This window comes from Streptomyces sp. col6, assembly GCF_008042035.1.
Classification (GTDB): Bacteria; Actinomycetota; Actinomycetes; order Streptomycetales; family Streptomycetaceae; genus Streptomyces.
Genome location: NZ_RDBL01000006.1, coordinates 719,901 through 737,218 on the forward strand (window position 1 = coordinate 719,901; position 17,318 = coordinate 737,218).

Below are 17,318 nucleotides of genomic sequence, written 5' to 3' on the forward strand. Positions count from 1 at the left end.
TCGGGACCGGGCAGGTGTTCAGCCCGCCGGGGCCGTCTGGTGCATGGCCTGCCGGGCCGCCAGCGCCGCGTTGAACCGGGTGAGCAGCGCGCAGAACGTGTCCCGCTCCTCCTCGCTCCACCCGTCCGTCACCTGCGACATCAACTCCCGCCGCGAGCTGCGTACCTCGTCCAGCCGGGCCTGCCCGCGCGGGGAGAGCTGGAGCACGACCGCGCGCCCGTCCTCCGGGTGCGAGGTCCGTTTCACCAGACCGGTGTCCACCAGCGGCGCGACCTGCCGGGTCACCGTGGAGGAGTCGATCCCCATCCCGGCGGCCAGCGCCTTGACGCCCATCGGCCCTTCCCGGTCGAGCCGGTTCAGCAGCAGATACGCCGCCCGGTCCATCGAGTTGCGCACCTGGCCCACCCCGCCGAGGCGGGTCTGCTCGGCCCGGCGGGCGAAGACGGCCACCTGATGCTGGAGGCTGTCGAGAAGGTGGTCGGGACCCGGGTTTTCCGGGGCGGCGCCCCCGGATGGAGACGAGGCAGTCGTCATGTCCTGAGGGGGCATGGCCGGGGGCTCTCTTCGTGCGGTGTCGGATGGGTGGGGGACAGAGTACGCGGCCCCGGGGCAACGCGTACCAGTGCTGCACAAACCTGCGGACATCGGCGCAGGACGGCCCCGCAAGCGGCGGCCGGAGCCCCTGCGAGCTGCAAGACTTACGGTATGAACTTCCCGTCGCCCGGCAGCTTTCCTCCCGTGATCCTCGACGACGTACGGGGGGCGCAGAAGATGCTCTCCGGGGTCTCCAGGGTCACCCCGCTGGAGGGCAGCCGTCACCTCTCCGGCCTGGTGGGCGCTCCGGTCCTGTTCAAGTGCGAGAACCTGCAGCGGACCGGCTCGTTCAAACTGCGGGGCGCCTACGTACGCATCTCGGGACTCACCCCGGTCGAACGCGCCGCCGGCGTCGTGGCCGCGAGTGCCGGAAACCATGCGCAGGGTGTCGCCCTCGCGTCTGCGCTCCTCGGCGTACGCGCCACGGTCTTCATGCCGGTCGGGGCGCCGCTGCCGAAGGTCGCCGCGACCCGGGAGTACGGCGCGCGCGTGCGGCTGCACGGCACCGTCGTCGACGAGACCCTGGCCGCCGCGCAGGAGTACGCGCGTGAGACCGGCGCGGTCTTCATCCACCCCTTCGACCACGCCGACATCATCGCCGGACAGGGCACGGTCGGCCTGGAGATCCTGGAGCAGTGCCCCGAGGTCCGCACGATCGTCGTCGGGGTCGGCGGCGGCGGGCTCGCGGCCGGTGTCGCGGTCGCGGTCAAGGCGGTCCGGCCCGACGTGCGGATCATCGGTGTGCAGGCGGCCGGCGCCGCCTGCTACCCGCCGTCCCTGGCGGCCGACCGCCCCGTCTCCCTCGGCACGCTCCAGACCATGGCGGACGGCATCAAGGTCGGACGCCCCGGCGACGTGCCGTTCGCCCTGGTCAGGGACCTGGTCGACGAGGTGCGTACGGTCTCCGAGGACGAGCTGTCCAGTGCCCTGCTGCTCTGCCTGGAGCGGGCCAAGATGGTCGTCGAACCCGCCGGGGCGAGCCCGGTCGCCGCGCTGCTCAGCGACCCCAAGTCCTTCCACGGGCCCGTGGTCGCCCTGCTCTCCGGCGGCAATGTGGACCCGCTGCTGATGCAGCGCATCCTCACCCACGGCATGGCGGCGGCCGGCCGCTACCTCAGCCTCAGGCTGCGCCTCACGGACCGGCCCGGCGCGCTGGCCACGATGCTGGGAGTGCTGTCGGTGGCCGACGCCAACGTCCTCGACATCAGCCATGCCCGTACCGACCCCAGGCTCGGCCTCACCGAGGCGGAGGTCGAACTGCAGCTGGAGACCAAGGGCCCCGAGCACTGCGACGACGTGAGGACGGCGCTGCGCGACGCGGGATATCTGGTGATGGGCTGACACGTATGCCCCGGCTTGTGTGTTCATCGGGCACGGAGCCTCCGGTCTCCCTAGGATCTGGGGTCTGAGAGGTAGCCACCCGAATGCACTGGGGGAATCCCATATGCCAGGCGCCATCTACGCCGAAGGGCTCGTGAAGACCTTCGGGGACGTCACTGCACTCGGCGGTGTCGACCTCGACGTGCCGGAAGGCACCGTCCTCGGCCTCCTCGGACCCAACGGGGCCGGCAAGACGACCGCGGTCCGCGTCCTGACGACGCTGCTCAGGCCCGACAGCGGCAGGGCCTTCGTCGCCGGGATCGACGTACTGAAGAATCCCAACGAGGTGCGGCGCTCGATCGGGCTCTCCGGTCAGTTCGCCGCCGTCGACGAATACCTCACCGGCCGCGAGAACCTGCGCATGGTCGGCCAGCTCTACCAGATGAGCGGGCGCGCGGCGAAGGTACGGGCGGGCGAACTGCTGGAGCGGTTCAACCTGGCCGACGCGGCGGACCGGCCCGCCAAGACGTACTCCGGGGGCATGCGCCGCCGCCTCGACCTGGCGGCCGCGCTCGTCGTCTCCCCGCCGGTCATGTTCATGGACGAGCCGACGACCGGCCTCGACCCGCGCAACCGGCAGCAGCTCTGGGAGGTCATCGAGGAGCTGGTCGCCGGCGGTACGACGCTGCTGCTGACCACGCAGTACCTGGAGGAGGCCGATCACCTCGCCCACGACATCTGCGTGATCGACCACGGCCGGGTCATCGCCCGCGGCACCTCCGACCAGCTCAAGGCCCGCACCGGCGGCGAGCGCGTCGAGGTCGTGGTGCACGACCCCGAGCAGATCGAACCGGCCCGCACCGTCCTCACCCGCCTCGGCAAGGGCGAGACCGCCGTGCTGCCGCACATGCGCAAGCTGACCGTCCCGGTCGACGGCGGCGCCAAGCTGCTCGCCGAGGTCATCCGCGACCTCGACGCCCAGGGCGTGGAGATCGACGACATCGGACTGCGCCGCCCCACCCTCGACGACGTGTTCATCTCCCTGACCGGGCACGCCGCCGAGCAGGAGAAGAACGAAGCCGAGACCCCCGAACCGGAGACGGAGAAATGAGCGCCCTCACCGAAACCGCCCGCACGGGCGCCCCACGGCCGGGCGGCGGCATCGGCCAGTCGGTCCGTGACTCGCTGGTCATCGGCCGGCGCAACCTCATCCGCATGACCCGGATCCCCGAGATGATCCTCTTCGGGATCATCCAGCCGGTCATGTTCGTGGTGCTGTTCACGTACGTCTTCGGCGGCTCGATCGCCATCCCGGGCGCGGGCGTCAGCGCGAGCGCCTACAAGGAATTCCTGATGGCCGGCATCTTCGCGCAGACCGTCACCTTCGCCACCGCGGGGGCCGGCGCCGGAATCGCCGACGACATGCACAAGGGCCTCATCGACCGGTTCCGGTCGCTGCCCATGGCGCGGGGCGCCGTGCTGACCGGGCGGACCCTGGCCGACCTGGTGCAGACCGCCGTCACGCTGGCGGTCCTCGCGGGCGTCGCCCTGCTGGTCGGCTGGCGCACCCACGAGAACATCGGCAAGGTGCTCGGGGGCTTCGGTCTGCTCCTGCTGCTCGGCTACGCGTTCACCTGGATCGGCGCGCTGATCGGCCTGACCGTCCGCACCCCGGAGGCCGCCACCTCGGGCGGCCTGATCTGGCTCTTCCCGCTGACGTTCATCTCGAACGCCTTCGTGCCGGTCAACGGCATGCCGACGTTCCTGCAGTACGTCGCCGAGTGGAACCCCTTCAGTGCCACGGTGGCGGCGGCCCGCGAGCTGTTCGGCAACACGATCCCCGGCGTCCCGAAGTCCGTGACGGGCGCCTGGCCGATGGAGCACCCCGTCTGGGCCTCGCTGATCTGGTCCGTGCTGATCATCCTGGTCTTCCGGACCCTGGCCGTACGCAAGTACCGCTCGGTCTCCGCCTGAGGGACCCCGGACACGCGAGAGCCCCGGCCGCACCGCGGCCGGGGCTCCCTGCGTCGGACCTGCGGGTCAGCCGGAGTACGGCTTCGCCGAAAGGATCTTGACCGTGGCGGTCTTGCCGTTCGGCAGCTCGTAGTCGGCGTTCTCGCCCATCTTCTTGCCGTTCACGCCCACGCCGAGCGGCGACTGCGGCGAGTACGTCTCGATGTCCGCGCTCGCGTACTCGCGGGAGGCCAGCAGGAAGGTCATCGTGTCGTCCTCGTCGCCGTCGAAGGCGATCGTCACGACCATGCCGGGCTCGACCACGCCGTCGTCGGCCGGCGCCTCGCCGACCTTCGCGTGTTCGAGGAGCTGGGTCAGCTGGCGCACCCGGAGCTCCATCTTGCCCTGCTCCTCCTTGGCCGCGTGGTACCCGCCGTTCTCACGCAGGTCCCCCTCCTCACGGGCCGCCGCGATCTTGACGGCGATCTCCGTGCGCGCGGGACCAGACAGGTACTCCAGCTCGGCCTTGAGCTGGTTGTACGCCTCCTGCGTGAGCCAGGTGACGTTTTCGCTGGTCTGGGTCACAGGGTGCTCCTCGTCGGTACTGGTGAATACAAAGCAACGCCCTACCCGGAAGCATGCGCTCCTTCGGGTGGGCGAAACCACGAGCCTAACAATTCGCCGGGAAAAGGGGGAGAAGGTTAAAGTCCCGACCGAGGAAAGCGCAGGTCGGAGCCCGTCAACTGGGGTTACGACGGGCGCGCTGCGGTCAACTCGACGCCCCGCCGTCGTCCGTGCAGCCCAGCAGCTCGACGGCGGTCGCCCGGGACGTCGTGCGCAGGGTCAGGATCTCGTCGATCCGGCCGGTGTCCCCGTCGAAGCGGAAGTCCTTGCGGGCGACGTCCGTACCGTCCTCCCGCTGCGCGCGCAGCGTGCAGTAGCCCTTGGCGTCCGTGTCCTTGCGGACTTCCAGATGCACCTGGACCTGCTCGTCCGAGACCACCTTGAACTTGATCACCTCGGCGCTCAGGCCCTGCCCGGCCACATAGCCGTACCCGATCCAGCCGATCACGCCCAGCAGGACGACGCCGAGCACCGCGCCGATGATCTTGAGCTTGCGGTCCGCCCGCTGGTCCGCGCGGCGGCCGTAGCGGTTCTCGGGAAGCGCCTCGCGCACCGCCGTCATGATCGTTCCTCCCGTGCCGGGGATCGAGGAATTTTCCACCCCCCGGTTCGGTCACTATAGAAGTTGCACAATGCGACCAGTGACTGAGGATCGAGTCTTGACTGAGCAGCTTCGACTGATGGCCGTACACGCTCACCCCGACGACGAGTCGAGCAAGGGCGCGGCCACCATGGCCAAGTATGTGTCCGAGGGGGTGGACGTGCTGGTCGTGACCTGCACGGGGGGCGAGCGCGGCTCCATCCTCAACCCGAAACTCCAGGGTGACGCGTACATCGAGGAGAACATCCACGAGGTGCGCCGGAAGGAGATGGACGAGGCCCGGGAGATCCTGGGCGTCAAGCAGGAGTGGCTCGGCTTCGTCGACTCCGGCCTGCCCGAGGGCGACCCGCTGCCGCCGCTGCCCGAGGGCTGCTTCGCGCTGGAGGACGAGACCGTCGCGGCGGGCCGCCTCGTCGCGAAGATCCGCGCGTTCCGGCCGCAGGTCATCACCACGTACGACGAGAACGGGGGCTACCCGCACCCCGACCACATCATGACCCACACCATCTCGATGATCGCCTTCGAGGGCGCGGCGGACACCGAGAAGTTCCCCGAGGCGGAGTTCGGCCCCGCCTGGGCGCCGCAGAAGCTCTACTACAACCAGGGCTTCAACCGGCCGCGCACCGTCGCCCTGCACGAGGCGCTGCTCGCCCGCGGCCTGGAGTCGCCGTACGGGGACTGGCTGGAGCGCTGGAAGGAGTTCGAGCGCGCCGAGCGCACGCTGACCACGCACGTTCCGTGCGCGGACTTCTTCGAGATCCGCGACAAGGCGCTGATCGCGCACGCCACGCAGATCGATCCGGACGGCGGCTGGTTCCGCGTTCCGATGGACGTCCAGCGGGAGGTCTGGCCGACCGAGGAGTACGAGCTGGCGAAGTCTCTCGTCGATACCTCCCTCCCCGAGAGCGACCTCTTCGCGGGCATCCGCGACAATGCCTGATATGTACGCGACTCAGGCACTGACGAACCTCGTCCCGCTCGCCGCCGAGGAACTCGACAAGAACAAGGTGACCCCCGGGGTCCTCGGCTTCATCGTCTTCGCGGCGCTCGCCGTGGGCGTGTGGGCGCTGATGAAGTCGATGAACCGGCACATGGGGCGGGTGAACTTCGAGGAGCGGCCGGCCGAGGGGCCGGCGGAGCCGGCGTCGGAGGAGTCGGCGGAACCGGTCTCCGCCAAGCGGAAGTAGTACGGCGGGGCGGGGCGCTCGGGTGCGCCCCGCCCTTGATGCCCTCAATCGCCGGGCGGGCTGGATGGTGGCCGGTCCGGGATTGCTCGTGCGGCCCGGTGCAGTGCGGGTCCGGTCAGATCGTCACGCCCATGATCTCCCGGGTCCGGCGGGACGGGATCAGGCCCAGGGTCCAGGCCTGCCAGCCCGTTTCCAGGTCCGTGCCCCGGTCCAGGATCACGCGGTACGTGTCCGCGCACTCGGTCACCTTGGGGTCCCGGGACGGGTGGGAGGCGGCGCGGAGGTCGGCCAGTTCCTGCTGCGCGACCACCGTGCCCACCTCGATCCCGCCGGGCGAGGCGTACGGCAGCAGCGTGCAGCGCAGGAAGCGCGCCCAGTCCGCGCCGCGCGCGTCGCCGTACGACTCGAACAGCCCGGCTGCCTCGCCGCACAGCTCCAGGGCTTGGGGCGCCCGCTGGTTGCCCGCGTCGATCAGCGCGAGGTCCAGGCAGGTCCACGCCTCGCCGTGAGCCACCCCGATGCGCCGGAAGTCCGCCCGCGCGTCGACGAGCAACTGGCGGGCGAACCCCGAATTGCGCAGGTTGCCCGTCTGCGCGGCGCGCTGGTCGCGGGTGACGCGCCCCGAGTGGTGCCGGGCGCACGCGAGACCGTAGACGTCGCGCATCCGCGAGAACATCGTGCGGGCCCGCTCCAGCTGACGTACGGCCTCCACGGTGTCGCCCGACTCCTCCAGCGCCTGGCCCAGGTAGTACCGGGTCCAGGCCTCGCCGCGCGCGTCCTCGTTGTCGCGGTGGCGGGCCAGGGCGGCGGTCAGCTGCTCGACGGCCGCGCCCGGTTCCCCGTCCAGCAGCCGGGCGCGCGCCAGCTGGGTCGTCGCCCACGCCACGCCCCGCTCGTCCCGGGTCCGTCCGTACAGGTCGAGGGCGGCGCGCAGGGCCGTGTCGGCCTGCGCCACCTCACCCAGGCGCAGCCGCACCTGGCCCAGCTGGAACCGCGTCCACGCCTCGCCGTGCAGCGACTCGCCCTCGCGGTGCAGGTCGAGGGCGGTGTCCAGCAGGGCCACCGCCTCGGCCGGATTGCCCCGGTCGCGCTCGACGGCGGCCAGCGCGTGCATCGACCAGGCCCGGTCCTCGTCCTGCCCGGCGGCGGACTGGAGGTCCATCGCCTCGCGCAGCCGGGCCGCGGCCTCGGTGAGGTTGCCCTGGTGGTGCAGGGTGATCCCGAGTGAGCACAGCGCCAGCGCCGTACCGGCGTCGTTCTGCGCCTCGCGGTAGAGCCCCACGACGGAGGAAAGCGTCGTCCGCGCCTTGTCCAGCTCACCGAGCTGACGGGCCGCGATCCCCGTACGCCACCGCACCGAGCGTTCGAGGAGCCCCTGGTCGACCGCCTGGCTCAGCTCGCTTATCTCGCCCAGCCGGTAGAGGTCGCCGCGCAGCAGGCAGTAGTCGCACAGCGCGCCGAGCAGGGCGAGCACCGCGGCCTGGTCGACGCCCTCGGCGTGCCGCAGCGCGGAGGTGATGAAGCTCGACTCGTCGTCCAGCCAGCGCAGGGCCGCGTCCAGCGAGCTGAAGCCGTGCGAGCCGAACTGTCCGGCCCGGGTGGACATCTTGCCGTCGACCATCCGGATCACCGCGCCGGCCAGCTCCGCGTAGTTCGCGATGAGCCGTTCCTGCGCCGCCGCGCGCTCGGCCGGCTCCTCCTCGTCGAGCAGCCGGGCCAGGGCGAAGGCGCGTACGAGGTCGTGCAGCCGGTAGCGGGAGCCGCGTACGTGGTCGATCAGCCCGGCCCCGGACAGGGCCGTCAGCAGCCGGCCGGCCTCCTGCTCGTCGGCGGAGAGCAGGGCCGCCGCGGCCGCCGCGCCCAGGCTCGCCCGGCCGGCCAGCGCCAGGCGCCGCAGCAGCCGCCTGGCCTGCTCGGACTGGTCGGTGTAGCGCAGCCACAGGGCGCGCTCGACGGGCGGCACCGGACCGTACGCGGCGAGATCGGCGGCCAGCACGTCCGCCGTACGCGCTCCGAGCGAGGAGCCGGCGATCCGCAGCGCCAGCGGCAGCCCGCCGCACAGCTCGGTGATCGCCTCGCTCGACGGATAGTCGTACGGACCGGGCTCGGCCTCCTGCGACACCGCGCGCAGCAGCTCCTCCGCGCCGCCCGGTTCGAGCGCCCCGACCTCCAGCCGGTGCACCCAGGCGGGCAGCGAAGCGGGCAGGTCGAGGGGTTCGCGGGCGGTGACCAGGACCAGGCTGTCGGAGCGCTCCGGGATCAGCGTGGCGACCTGCTCCGCGTCGCGGGCGTCGTCGAGGACGATGGTCACGGCGGTGCCGGTCAGATGCTGGTGGTACAACTCGCTGAGCCGGCGCACCTGCTGCTCGGCGGACGCGCTGTCCCGGAACAGCAGCTGCTCGCGGGGCGCGCCGAGACGGTTCAGCAGATGCAGGAGCGCGTCCCGGGTCGGCAGCGGGGCCTCGCCCTCCGCCCCTCCCCGCAGGTCTACCACGCAGGCGCCCTTGAACTGGTCCTTCAGCTCGTGCGCCGCCCGCACCGCGAGCGTGGTGCGCCCGGCGCCCGGGGGCCCGTGCAGCACGACGACGGTCGGCTTCGTCTCCGTCGAGGCACGGGCCGCGTGCACCCACTGGCCGATGCGCGCGAGTTCGCCCCGCCGCCCCGCGAACAGCCCGTCGGCCGCCGGGAGATGCCCGAACGACTGCTCCAGGAGCGAGCGCATCCGGGCGGCCGCGCTGCGGTCCCCGCCGCGCAGCGGGGTGCGCGCCTTGGCGGCGGCCTTCTTCGCCGGGGCGCGGGTGGTCGCGGCGAGCATCCGCTGCTGATCGAGGAACGGCCGTATGCCCCGCACGTCGAGGGCCGCGAGCCACTGGAGCCGCAGCTGCTCCGGCCCACCGGGCGCGTCCGGCGCCTCCGGCCGCCGCGACGCGGTCGCCCTGGCCACGGTGGCGGTGGCCCCCGCGACGGCCACGACGGCCCCCGCCCCGAGCGCGAGCCCGGACGCCGTACCGAACGCCACGTCGGCGCCGAACGCCGCGGCGGCGGCGACCCCGGTCACCAGCAACGGCGTCGACAGACTCTCCCGCCCGAACCGCTGCCCGGCCGCCGAGGCGTCGAGCGCCCGGACGTACGCCGCGTACTCCTCGGCCGCCCCGTCCGCGATGCTGTCGAGCGAGGCCCGCGCCCGGGGCAGCAGGACGGCCGCGTCCGTCCGTCCCCCGCTGCGCCGCGCCTCTTCCTCCACGGCCCGTACCAACAGCCGTTCCGCATCCGCCCGGTGGCTGTCCCGCATCCGCATCAGTCGTCCCCCTCAGGCTCCGGTCGGTCCACGGCGCCGGCCCCCGTGCCATGGACCGCCGCGAGGACCAGTGTCCTAGGTACGGCGCGGCGGCGCGAGGGAATGCGGGCGGCGGGAGCGGGTACCCGGGGGAGCGTCACCGACAGCGGATGCCAGGATGGCCGGTCATGAGCGCACCTGACGAGGCCCCGGGCCGCCGGCTGCTCGTCGTGGACGACGAGCCGGCCATCCTCGACGTACTGGCCACCTCGCTGCGGTTCCTCGGGTACGAGGTGACGGAGGCGGCCTCCGGACGGGCCGCGCTCGCCGCCGTCCGGGAGCACGACCCGCACCTCGTGCTGCTCGACGTCATGCTGCCCGACCTCGACGGATTCGACGTGGTGCGGCGGCTGCGGCAGGGCGGCTCGACGACACCGGTGATCTTCCTGACGGCCCGGGAGAACGGCGCGGACGTCGTGGACGGCCTCGACCTGGGCGCCGACGACTACATCACCAAGCCCTTCCGCCTCGCCGAAGTGGCCGCCCGCGTAAGGGCGGTGCTGCGCAGGGGAGAGGGCCGGGCACCGGAGCGGGTGCTGCGCTGCGCCGACCTCGAAGTGGACACCGCCACCTACGAGGTGCGGCGGGCGGGCCGGCGCATCGACCTCTCGCCGACCGAGTACCGCCTGCTCCACCATCTGCTGACCCATCGGGGCCGCGTCCTCACCCACGAGCAACTTCTCGCGCACGTATGGGACTTCGGTGACGGCGACCCGGGCGTCGTGAAGACGTACATCTCCTACCTGCGCCGGAAGCTGGACGCGCTCGGCCCGTCCCTGATCGAGACCCGGCGCGGCATCGGCTACATCCTGCGCCCTCCGGAAGCGCCGTGAACAGGGGAGGGCCGCGCCGCCCCGCACGCCGGCCGCGCTCGCTGCGCGGGCGGCTCGTGCTGGCCCTGCTCGCGCTCGCGGCTGCGGCTCTCGTCGCCCTGGACGCGGTCGTGTACGGGGCGCTGCGCGGGTACCTCGCCGGGAGCACCGACGTCACCCTGCGCGCGGTACGCGGACGCGTGGCCCACCAGCTCGCGGAGCCCGGTGCCGACACGCAGCTCGGCAACGACGTCCGCCTGCTCGGGGCCTCCGAGTTCTACCTCCAACTGCGCAGGCCCGACGGCACGGTACGGGAGCTGGTGCCGCGCCTGCGCGATCCCGCCGACGCGGCGCCGGACCTGACGGGGCCGCTGCCGAAGCCGGGGCGCGGCACACCGGTCACCGTCGGCCCGGCCCGTTCCGACGGACCCGACTACCGGTTGCTCACCGCCCGGGTGCGGGGCCGCGGCACGCTGATCGTGGCGATGCCGCTCGACCAGCTCCAGGGCACCCTGCGGCGGCTGCTCGTCGTCGAGTGCGTGGCGACCGGCGGTGCGTTGATCCTCCTCGCGGGAACCGGCCTGTGGGTGCTGCGCCGGGGCCTGCGCCCCCTGGAGGCCATGGCGGGCGACGCGGACGCCATCGCCGCCGGGGACCGCACCGGCCGGGTCGCGCCCGCCGACGCGGACACCGAGGTCGGGCGCCTCGGACTGGCCCTCAACACCATGCTGGCCGGACAGCGGGCCACCCAGGACCGGCTCCGCCGGTTCGTCGCCGACGCCTCGCACGAACTGCGTACCCCTCTCACCGCGGTGCTCGGGTACGCCGACCTCCACCACCAGGGGGTTCTGGCCCTTCCCGAGCAGCGCGACCGCGCGATGCACGGCATCACCGCCGAGGCCCTGCGGATGCGCCGCCTGGTCGACGACCTCCTCCTGCTCGCCCGGCTCGACGCCGTGCCCACACGCGAACGGGAGGACGCCGACCTGGCCGTGATCGCCCGTGACGCGGCGTCCGCCGCCCGGGTCGTCGCCCCCGCGGAACTGCTGACGGTCCACGCCGAGCCGGGCGTCGTCGTCCGCGGAGACCCCGAGCAGCTCCGGCGGGTGGTGGACAACCTGCTGGCGAACGTCCGCAAGCACACACCGGACGGCACCCCGGCACGGGTGGAGGTCCGTCTCACGGACAACGGGGCCGAGGCCCTGCTCACCGTGGAGGACAGCGGTCCCGGCATCGCGGCGGACGTCCTGCCGCGTGTGTGCGACCGCTTCTACCGGGCGGCCCCCGCCCAAAGCGGCGAAGGCAGCGGTCTCGGCCTGGCGATCGTCGCGGCGGTGGCCGGGGCCCACGGCGGCACCATCGACGTCACGAGCCCGCCCGGGAAGGGCACCCGGGTGCGCGTCCGCCTGCCGGCGCGGCGCTGAGCCCGCGGCGCCGCACCGGCGGTCACAGGAAGGCCAGCGTCGTGTCGTGGCCGTCGAGGACCTTGCCGGGATCCGTGTCCAGGACGCCCCCCGCAGCAGCGTGGCGTACACGTCACGGAAGTCGGTCGTCACGCGGAGGTCGTCGTCCGTCAGGTCGGTGAGGCTCGGCTGGTCCCCGTAGAACCCGCCGCTGACCGGATCACCCAGGACGAACACCGGTCCCGCCGTTCCGTGGTCGGTGCCCTGGTTGGCGTTGGCCTTCGGCCGCCGCCCGAACTCCGAGTAGACGGCGACAACGACGTTCCGGCCAGCGGCCGTCTTCCGCACGCGCTCCAGGAACGCGGTGAGGTCCTGGTCGAGCTGTCCCAGCAGCCGGGACTGCGTCGCCTTCTCGTTGGCGTGCGTGTCGAAGCCGCCCAGACTCACGCTGTACGCGCGGGTGGACACGCCCGACTCGATCGCCTTGGCCACGACGTCCAGCTGGGCGCCGAGTTCGCCCTGGCCGCCGGCCGATGCGCCGTCGTTGCCGTCGTCCTCGTCGCGCGGTTCGCCGGGGTCCTCCCGGTCGGTCTTCCTGCTGCCGTCGAAGGCCGCCGACACCTTCGTCAGCTCGGCGAGCGAGGCACCGGCCCGTCGCAGCAGGGGGTGCGCCTCCCCGTCCACACGGGCGAGTTCGGAACAGGCGCGCTGCCAGGCGTCGGGCAGCTTCCGGCCGCCGAGCCGCACCGCCGCGCCCGCCGTCGTCTCCCCGGCCATGAGCGGCGGCAGCGTCGCACCCACGGAGACCGCCTTGAGCGGGTCCCCGCCGCCCTCGTGGTCCAGCCAGCGGCCCAGCCACCCGGAGGGGACGGGCCCGGACGGCGACGCGGTCTGCCAGATCGCCATCGAGCGGAAGTGGCTGTGGTCGGGCTTCGGGTACGACACCCCGCGCACGACCGCGAGCCGCTTGTCGTCCCAGAGCTTCTTCAGGCCCTTCATCCCCGGGTTGAGGCCGAGCCCCTCGCCCAGCGGCAGCACCTCGTCCTCGTCGTACGCGAGATCGCCGCGCAGGTCCCGGTAGTGCGAATCGGCGGCCGGTACCAGCGTGTTGAGGCCGTCGTTGCCTCCGTACAGGGTGACGAGCACCAGCGTCGAGGCGTCACCTGTGCCCCCGGGCGATCCGGTGGCGAGCAGTTCGTTCACCCCCCACGCGGTCGCCCCGCCGGCGAGCGCGACCCCGCCGGCCACGCCGCTCGCGGTCAGGAACTTGCGTCGGCTCCACGTGTCCACGTGCTCCGTCTCCTTCGGGTTCAGCTCAGTACGAGATGTTCGGGCGCCGTCAGCGCGAGCGCCGTCACCTTGTGCGGGTCGCGCGCCGCGGCGTTCAGTACGCCGCGGGTGGCGTCTCCCCAGGCGCCGATGCCGAGCTTGCGGGCCAGCAGTCCGGGGCGTTCCTTCGCCGACGCGTCCTCCACGTCACCGAGGTCGGCGTGCCGGACGAGCCCCTGCGCGAAGCCGATCCGCACCTGCGCCGCCGACGTCGTCAGCCACGCGGCCCCGGCCGGCCAGCCGCCCACGCTCTCCGGGGCGAACGGCACCTGCCCGAGCCCGGCCAGCGTGCGCGTCAGCAGCTGCTCACGGGCCTTCTCCGGCAGCTTCGAGGGCCGCACGCCGAGCGCCCGCAGGCTGCCCACCACGTACTCGACGGGCTGCTTGACCAGGACGTTGCCGGAGTCCGCGAAGGCGTCGTCGGTGAACATCGCCCGGAACATCGCGGTGGTGTCGCGGTTCTTCCCGTACGCCGCGGTGACACGCGCCAGGGCCGTCTTCGACGGCTTGTTCTCGTTGCTCACCAGCGCACCCCACATGCGCCCCGCCACATGCGCGTGCGAGTCCGGCAGGCTCACCAGGTGGTCGATGAGGGTCCGGGCGGAGAAGTCGGCGGTCTCACCGACGACGGTCTGCTGCCCCTGGTCGTGGCGGCGAGGCCGGAACCGGGCCTTCCACGGCGTGCTGTGCCGGTCGAGGGTCCAGCCGGTGAGGGCGGCGGCGGCCTGGCGCACGTCGGTCTCCGTGTAGTTGCCGACGCCGAGCACGAACAGCTCCATCAGCTCGCGGCCGAGGTTCTCGTTGGGTGCCTTCGCGGTGCTGCCGTCGGCGTCCAGCCACACCATGAGGGCGGGATCGACGACCATGGCGCGCGCCAGCGTACGGAAGTCGCCCCCGCCGAGCCGGCGCAGCGTCTCGTTCTGCCGGAGCATCGCGGCCCCGGACTTCACCTTCTGGATGGAGGTCGCCCAGTGGTTGTGCCACAACAGGGTGCGCTTCTCGGCCCACGGCCGGTCGGCGGCCACCATGCGCTCCAGCCACCAGAGCGTCACCTCGGCACGCTGCCGCCGCAACTCCTTGCGGTACTCCTTGCGTACGGGGTCGTTCTTCGGGTCCTTCGCGGCACCCGACGCACTGGGCATCGGTTCCGGTGAGCCGGCGCCCTCCTTCTCCTTCTGCTCCTTCCGCTTGCTGTTGCGCGGCGGCAGCGGCCCCGGTTCGGGCGCGGGCGTCGCCTCGGCACCGGCGTCGTGCGCCTCGCCGAGCACGCGTTCGAGGGTCGCCTCGAACCCCGCCTTCTCCGCCGCGTCCACGGCGTCCGGGGCAGCACCGAAGCCCGTGCGCTGCAGCAGACGCGTGACGTGTGCCCTGGTGTCGAGTGTCCTTCCCATGCCCGGAAGCGTGCCGCCGGACCGTTCCGTGCGGGTCGGCGGACGGTGTGAGTCCGGTGTGAATCGCGACCCGGGAGCCCCCGCCGCGTACCCCCGGCCGGGGCCGGGCCTGTGAGAGGCTGGCCCGCATGAACCGGTTGGCTGGTGTGACCTCCCCGTACCTGCTTCAGCACGCGGACAACCCCGTCGACTGGTGGCCCTGGTCGCCCGAGGCGTTCGAGGAGGCGCGGCGGCGGGATGTGCCGGTGCTGCTCAGCGTCGGGTACTCCTCGTGCCACTGGTGTCATGTCATGGCGCACGAGTCGTTCGAGGACGAGGCGACCGCCGCCTACATGAACGAGCACTTCGTGTCCGTGAAGGTGGACCGCGAGGAGCGGCCCGATGTGGATGCCGTGTACATGGAGGCGGTGCAGGCGGCCACCGGGCAGGGCGGGTGGCCGATGACCGTGTTTCTGACCGCTGATGCGGAGCCGTTCTACTTCGGGACGTACTTCCCGCCCGAGTCACGGCACGGCATGCCGTCGTTCCGGCAGGTGCTCGAAGGGGTCACCGCGGCCTGGACCGGGCGGCGTGACGAGGTCGGGGAGGTCGCCGGGCGCATCGTGCGGGATCTGTCCGAGCGCAGCCTCGCGCACGGCGGCGACGGGCCGCCCGGGGAGGCCGAGCTCGCGCAGGCGCTGCTGGGGCTGACCCGGGATTACGACGAGAAGCGCGGCGGGTTCGGCGGGGCGCCCAAGTTCCCGCCGTCCATGGCGCTGGAGTTCCTGCTGCGGCACCACGCCCGCACCGGGGCGGACGGGGCGCTCCAGATGGCCGCCGACACCTGCGAGGCGATGGCCCGGGGCGGGATCTACGACCAGCTCGGCGGCGGGTTCGCCCGGTACGCCGTGGACCGGGACTGGGTCGTGCCGCACTTCGAGAAGATGCTGTACGACAACGCGCTGCTCTGCCGCGTCTACGCCCACCTCTGGCGGGCCACCGGGTCGGAGTTCGCCCGGCGGGTCGCCCTGGAGACCGCCGACTTCATGGTGCGGGAGCTGCGGACACCCGAGGGCGGTTTCGCCTCCGCGCTGGACGCCGACAGCGAGGACGCGGCCGGGCGGCATGTCGAGGGCGCGTACTACGTGTGGACGCCGGCGCAGCTGCGCGAGGTGCTGGGCGAGGAGGAGGCGGCGTTCGCCGTCGAATACTTCGGGGTGACCGAGGAGGGCACCTTCGAGGAGGGCTCCTCGGTGCTCCAGCTGCCCGGCGACCCCGAGGACGTCCGCGCCGCCGGGGTGCGGGAGCGGCTGCTCGCCGCCCGTGAGGCGCGCCCGCGCCCCGGGCGGGACGACAAGATCGTCGCCGCCTGGAACGGGCTGGCCGTCGCCGCGCTCGCGGAGACCGGCGCCTACTTCGACCGGCCCGACCTCGTCGAGCGCGCCACCGAGGCGGCCGACCTGCTGGTGCGGCTGCACATGGGCCCCGTCGCCCGGCTGGTCCGGACGTCCAAGGACGGGCGTGCCGGTGAGCACGCCGGGGTGCTGGAGGACTACGGGGACGTCGCGGAGGGCTTCCTCGCGCTGGCCGCGGTCACCGGCGAGGGCGCCTGGCTGGAGTTCGCCGGGTTCCTGCTCGACATCGTGCTCCAGCACTTCCGGGGCGACGGCGGCCAGCTGTACGACACGGCGGACGACGTCGAGCAGCTGATCCGCCGCCCCCAGGACCCCACCGACAGCGCGACCCCGGCCGGCTGGACGGCGGCCGCCGGCGCGCTCCTCTCGTACGCCGCGCACACCGGCTCCGAGCCGCACCGCACGGCCGCCGAAGAGGCACTGGGCGTCGTGAAGGCCCTCGGGCCGCGCGCGCCGCGCTTCATCGGCTGGGGGCTCGCGGTGGCCGAGGCGCTGCTCGACGGGCCGCGCGAGGTCGCGGTCGCCGGGCCCGTCGGCGGCGAACTGCACCGTACGGCCCTGCTGGGGCGGGCGCCCGGCGCGGTGGTCGCGGCGGGTGAGTCGGGCGGGGCGGAGTTCCCGCTGCTGGCCGACCGTCCGATGGCGGACGGCGCGCCGACGGCGTACGTCTGCCGGCACTTCGTGTGCGACGCGCCGACCACCGATCCGGAGGCGCTGGCCAGGGCGCTGGGCGGGTTGCGGCTCTGACCGGAGGGCCACCGGTCAGAGCCGCAGCCCGCCCTCCAGCACATCCAGCGCCTCGTCCACCAGGTCCGGAAGGCTGCCCTTCTGCCCGCCCTCCGCCCAGTGCAGCGTCGCCTCGCGCAGGGCGCCCAGGACCGCCGCGACGAAGACCCGGACGCGCAGGTCGTCCGGGTCGTGGCCGGTGCGGTCGGCCAGGACGCGGGCCAGGTCGCTGGCCGTGTCCGACATCGTCTCCGTCATCCGGGCGCGGACCGCGGGGACCTCGACCATCAGCCGGGTGCGCCTGCGCAGTTCCCCGTCGTCCGCGGCGAGAAACGTGGTCAGCGCCTCCCGCATCATCACGCGCACCGACTCCAGCGGCGCTTCGTCCGCGGGGCGGCCGCGCAGCAGTGCCTCCATGACCGGGTCGTACGCGTCGGTGAGGACGATGTCCTCCTTCGACGCGAAGTAGCGGAACACCGTGCTCGGGGAGACCTCGGCCGCCTCGGCGATCTGCTCGATCGTCGTGGCCTCGTAGCCCTGCTCGTCGACGAGGCGGTACGTCGCCTCCCGGATCGCCGCCCGGGTCTTCAGCTTCTTTCGCTCGCGCAGGCCCATCGGCTGTGCGCCGGGGGAGAGGGGGCGGGAGG

The 17,318-nt window shown here is 72.9% G+C and carries 15 protein-coding genes and 1 pseudogene; 9 read left to right on the forward strand and 7 right to left on the reverse strand.

The window, feature by feature from the left end; genetic code table 11:
* Positions 1–18: 18 nt before the first annotated feature.
* Positions 19–549 (reverse strand): MarR family winged helix-turn-helix transcriptional regulator, encoded by a 531-nt coding sequence (locus EAO73_RS07395; RefSeq protein WP_147970613.1) that lies wholly within the window; start codon positions 547–549, stop codon positions 19–21.
* 156 nt (positions 550–705) lie between these two features.
* Here EAO73_RS07395 and ilvA point away from each other — a divergent pair, with 156 nt between their 5' ends.
* The 3 genes from ilvA (at position 706) to EAO73_RS07410 (ending at position 3,888) form a co-directional block, all read left to right on the forward strand.
* On the forward strand, positions 706–1,935 hold the full coding sequence (ilvA, locus tag EAO73_RS07400) for a threonine ammonia-lyase (RefSeq protein ID WP_147970614.1): 1,230 nt from the start codon (positions 706–708) through the stop codon (positions 1,933–1,935).
* 103 nt (positions 1,936–2,038) lie between these two features.
* Positions 2,039–3,025: an ATP-binding cassette domain-containing protein gene (locus EAO73_RS07405; protein WP_147970615.1), complete on the forward strand. Its 987-nt coding sequence runs from the start codon at positions 2,039–2,041 to the stop codon at positions 3,023–3,025.
* Complete coding sequence (locus EAO73_RS07410) at positions 3,022–3,888, forward strand: ABC transporter permease (RefSeq protein ID WP_147970616.1); 867 nt, start codon at positions 3,022–3,024, stop codon at positions 3,886–3,888. The genes EAO73_RS07405 and EAO73_RS07410 overlap by 4 nt, the downstream gene beginning before the upstream one ends.
* Before the next feature lie 66 nt (positions 3,889–3,954).
* Here the strand turns inward: EAO73_RS07410 and greA are convergent, their stop codons facing one another.
* Positions 3,955–4,452, reverse strand: coding sequence for a transcription elongation factor GreA (gene greA, locus EAO73_RS07415; protein ID WP_147970617.1), 498 nt, complete (start codon positions 4,450–4,452; stop codon positions 3,955–3,957).
* Between the two features lie 184 nt (positions 4,453–4,636).
* Positions 4,637–5,053 (reverse strand): DUF4307 domain-containing protein, encoded by a 417-nt coding sequence (locus EAO73_RS07420; protein WP_147970618.1) that lies wholly within the window; start codon positions 5,051–5,053, stop codon positions 4,637–4,639.
* 97 nt (positions 5,054–5,150) lie between these two features.
* Here EAO73_RS07420 and mca point away from each other — a divergent pair, with 97 nt between their 5' ends.
* Positions 5,151–6,032, forward strand: coding sequence for a mycothiol conjugate amidase Mca (mca, locus tag EAO73_RS07425; RefSeq protein ID WP_147970619.1), 882 nt, complete (start codon positions 5,151–5,153; stop codon positions 6,030–6,032).
* 1 nt (position 6,033) lies between these two features.
* Complete coding sequence (locus tag EAO73_RS07430; RefSeq protein ID WP_147970620.1) at positions 6,034–6,279, forward strand: hypothetical protein; 246 nt, start codon at positions 6,034–6,036, stop codon at positions 6,277–6,279.
* 115 nt (positions 6,280–6,394) lie between these two features.
* Here EAO73_RS07430 and EAO73_RS07435 read toward each other — a convergent pair whose 3' ends face one another.
* Positions 6,395–9,577 (reverse strand): tetratricopeptide repeat protein, encoded by a 3,183-nt coding sequence (locus EAO73_RS07435; protein WP_147970621.1) that lies wholly within the window; start codon positions 9,575–9,577, stop codon positions 6,395–6,397.
* Between the two features lie 167 nt (positions 9,578–9,744).
* Between EAO73_RS07435 and EAO73_RS07440 the strand changes: the two genes are divergently transcribed.
* Both EAO73_RS07440 and EAO73_RS07445 read left to right on the forward strand, forming a co-directional pair.
* Positions 9,745–10,449 (forward strand): response regulator transcription factor, encoded by a 705-nt coding sequence (locus EAO73_RS07440; protein WP_147970622.1) that lies wholly within the window; start codon positions 9,745–9,747, stop codon positions 10,447–10,449.
* The gene (locus tag EAO73_RS07445; RefSeq protein ID WP_147970623.1) at positions 10,446–11,852 is read left to right on the forward strand and encodes a sensor histidine kinase; all 1,407 of its coding nucleotides are present in this window, start codon (positions 10,446–10,448) and stop codon (positions 11,850–11,852) included. Before EAO73_RS07440 ends, EAO73_RS07445 begins: the two co-directional genes overlap by 4 nt.
* Positions 11,853–12,002: 150 nt before the next feature.
* On the opposite strand, the pseudogene EAO73_RS36395 reads toward EAO73_RS07445, so the two are convergent.
* Positions 12,003–12,323 (reverse strand): annotated as a pseudogene (locus EAO73_RS36395) (DUF1501 domain-containing protein); the annotation flags it as partial.
* Here EAO73_RS36395 and EAO73_RS36400 point away from each other — a divergent pair.
* Positions 12,256–12,912, forward strand: coding sequence for a hypothetical protein (locus EAO73_RS36400; RefSeq protein WP_224756198.1), 657 nt, complete (start codon positions 12,256–12,258; stop codon positions 12,910–12,912). The pseudogene EAO73_RS36395 and the gene EAO73_RS36400 sit on opposite strands and share 68 nt — an antisense overlap.
* Before the next feature lie 229 nt (positions 12,913–13,141).
* Here EAO73_RS36400 and EAO73_RS07455 read toward each other — a convergent pair whose 3' ends face one another.
* Entirely contained in the window at positions 13,142–14,551 is a 1,410-nt protein-coding gene (locus EAO73_RS07455; protein ID WP_191133961.1) for a DUF1800 domain-containing protein, read from the reverse strand.
* Positions 14,552–14,679: 128 nt separating this feature from the next.
* Here EAO73_RS07455 and EAO73_RS07460 point away from each other — a divergent pair, with 128 nt between their 5' ends.
* Complete coding sequence (locus EAO73_RS07460) at positions 14,680–16,692, forward strand: thioredoxin domain-containing protein (protein ID WP_147970624.1); 2,013 nt, start codon at positions 14,680–14,682, stop codon at positions 16,690–16,692.
* A gap of 15 nt (positions 16,693–16,707) precedes the next feature.
* Here EAO73_RS07460 and EAO73_RS07465 read toward each other — a convergent pair.
* Positions 16,708–17,318: TetR/AcrR family transcriptional regulator (locus EAO73_RS07465; protein WP_318153252.1), on the reverse strand; the 611-nt coding region annotated here is incomplete at its 5' end.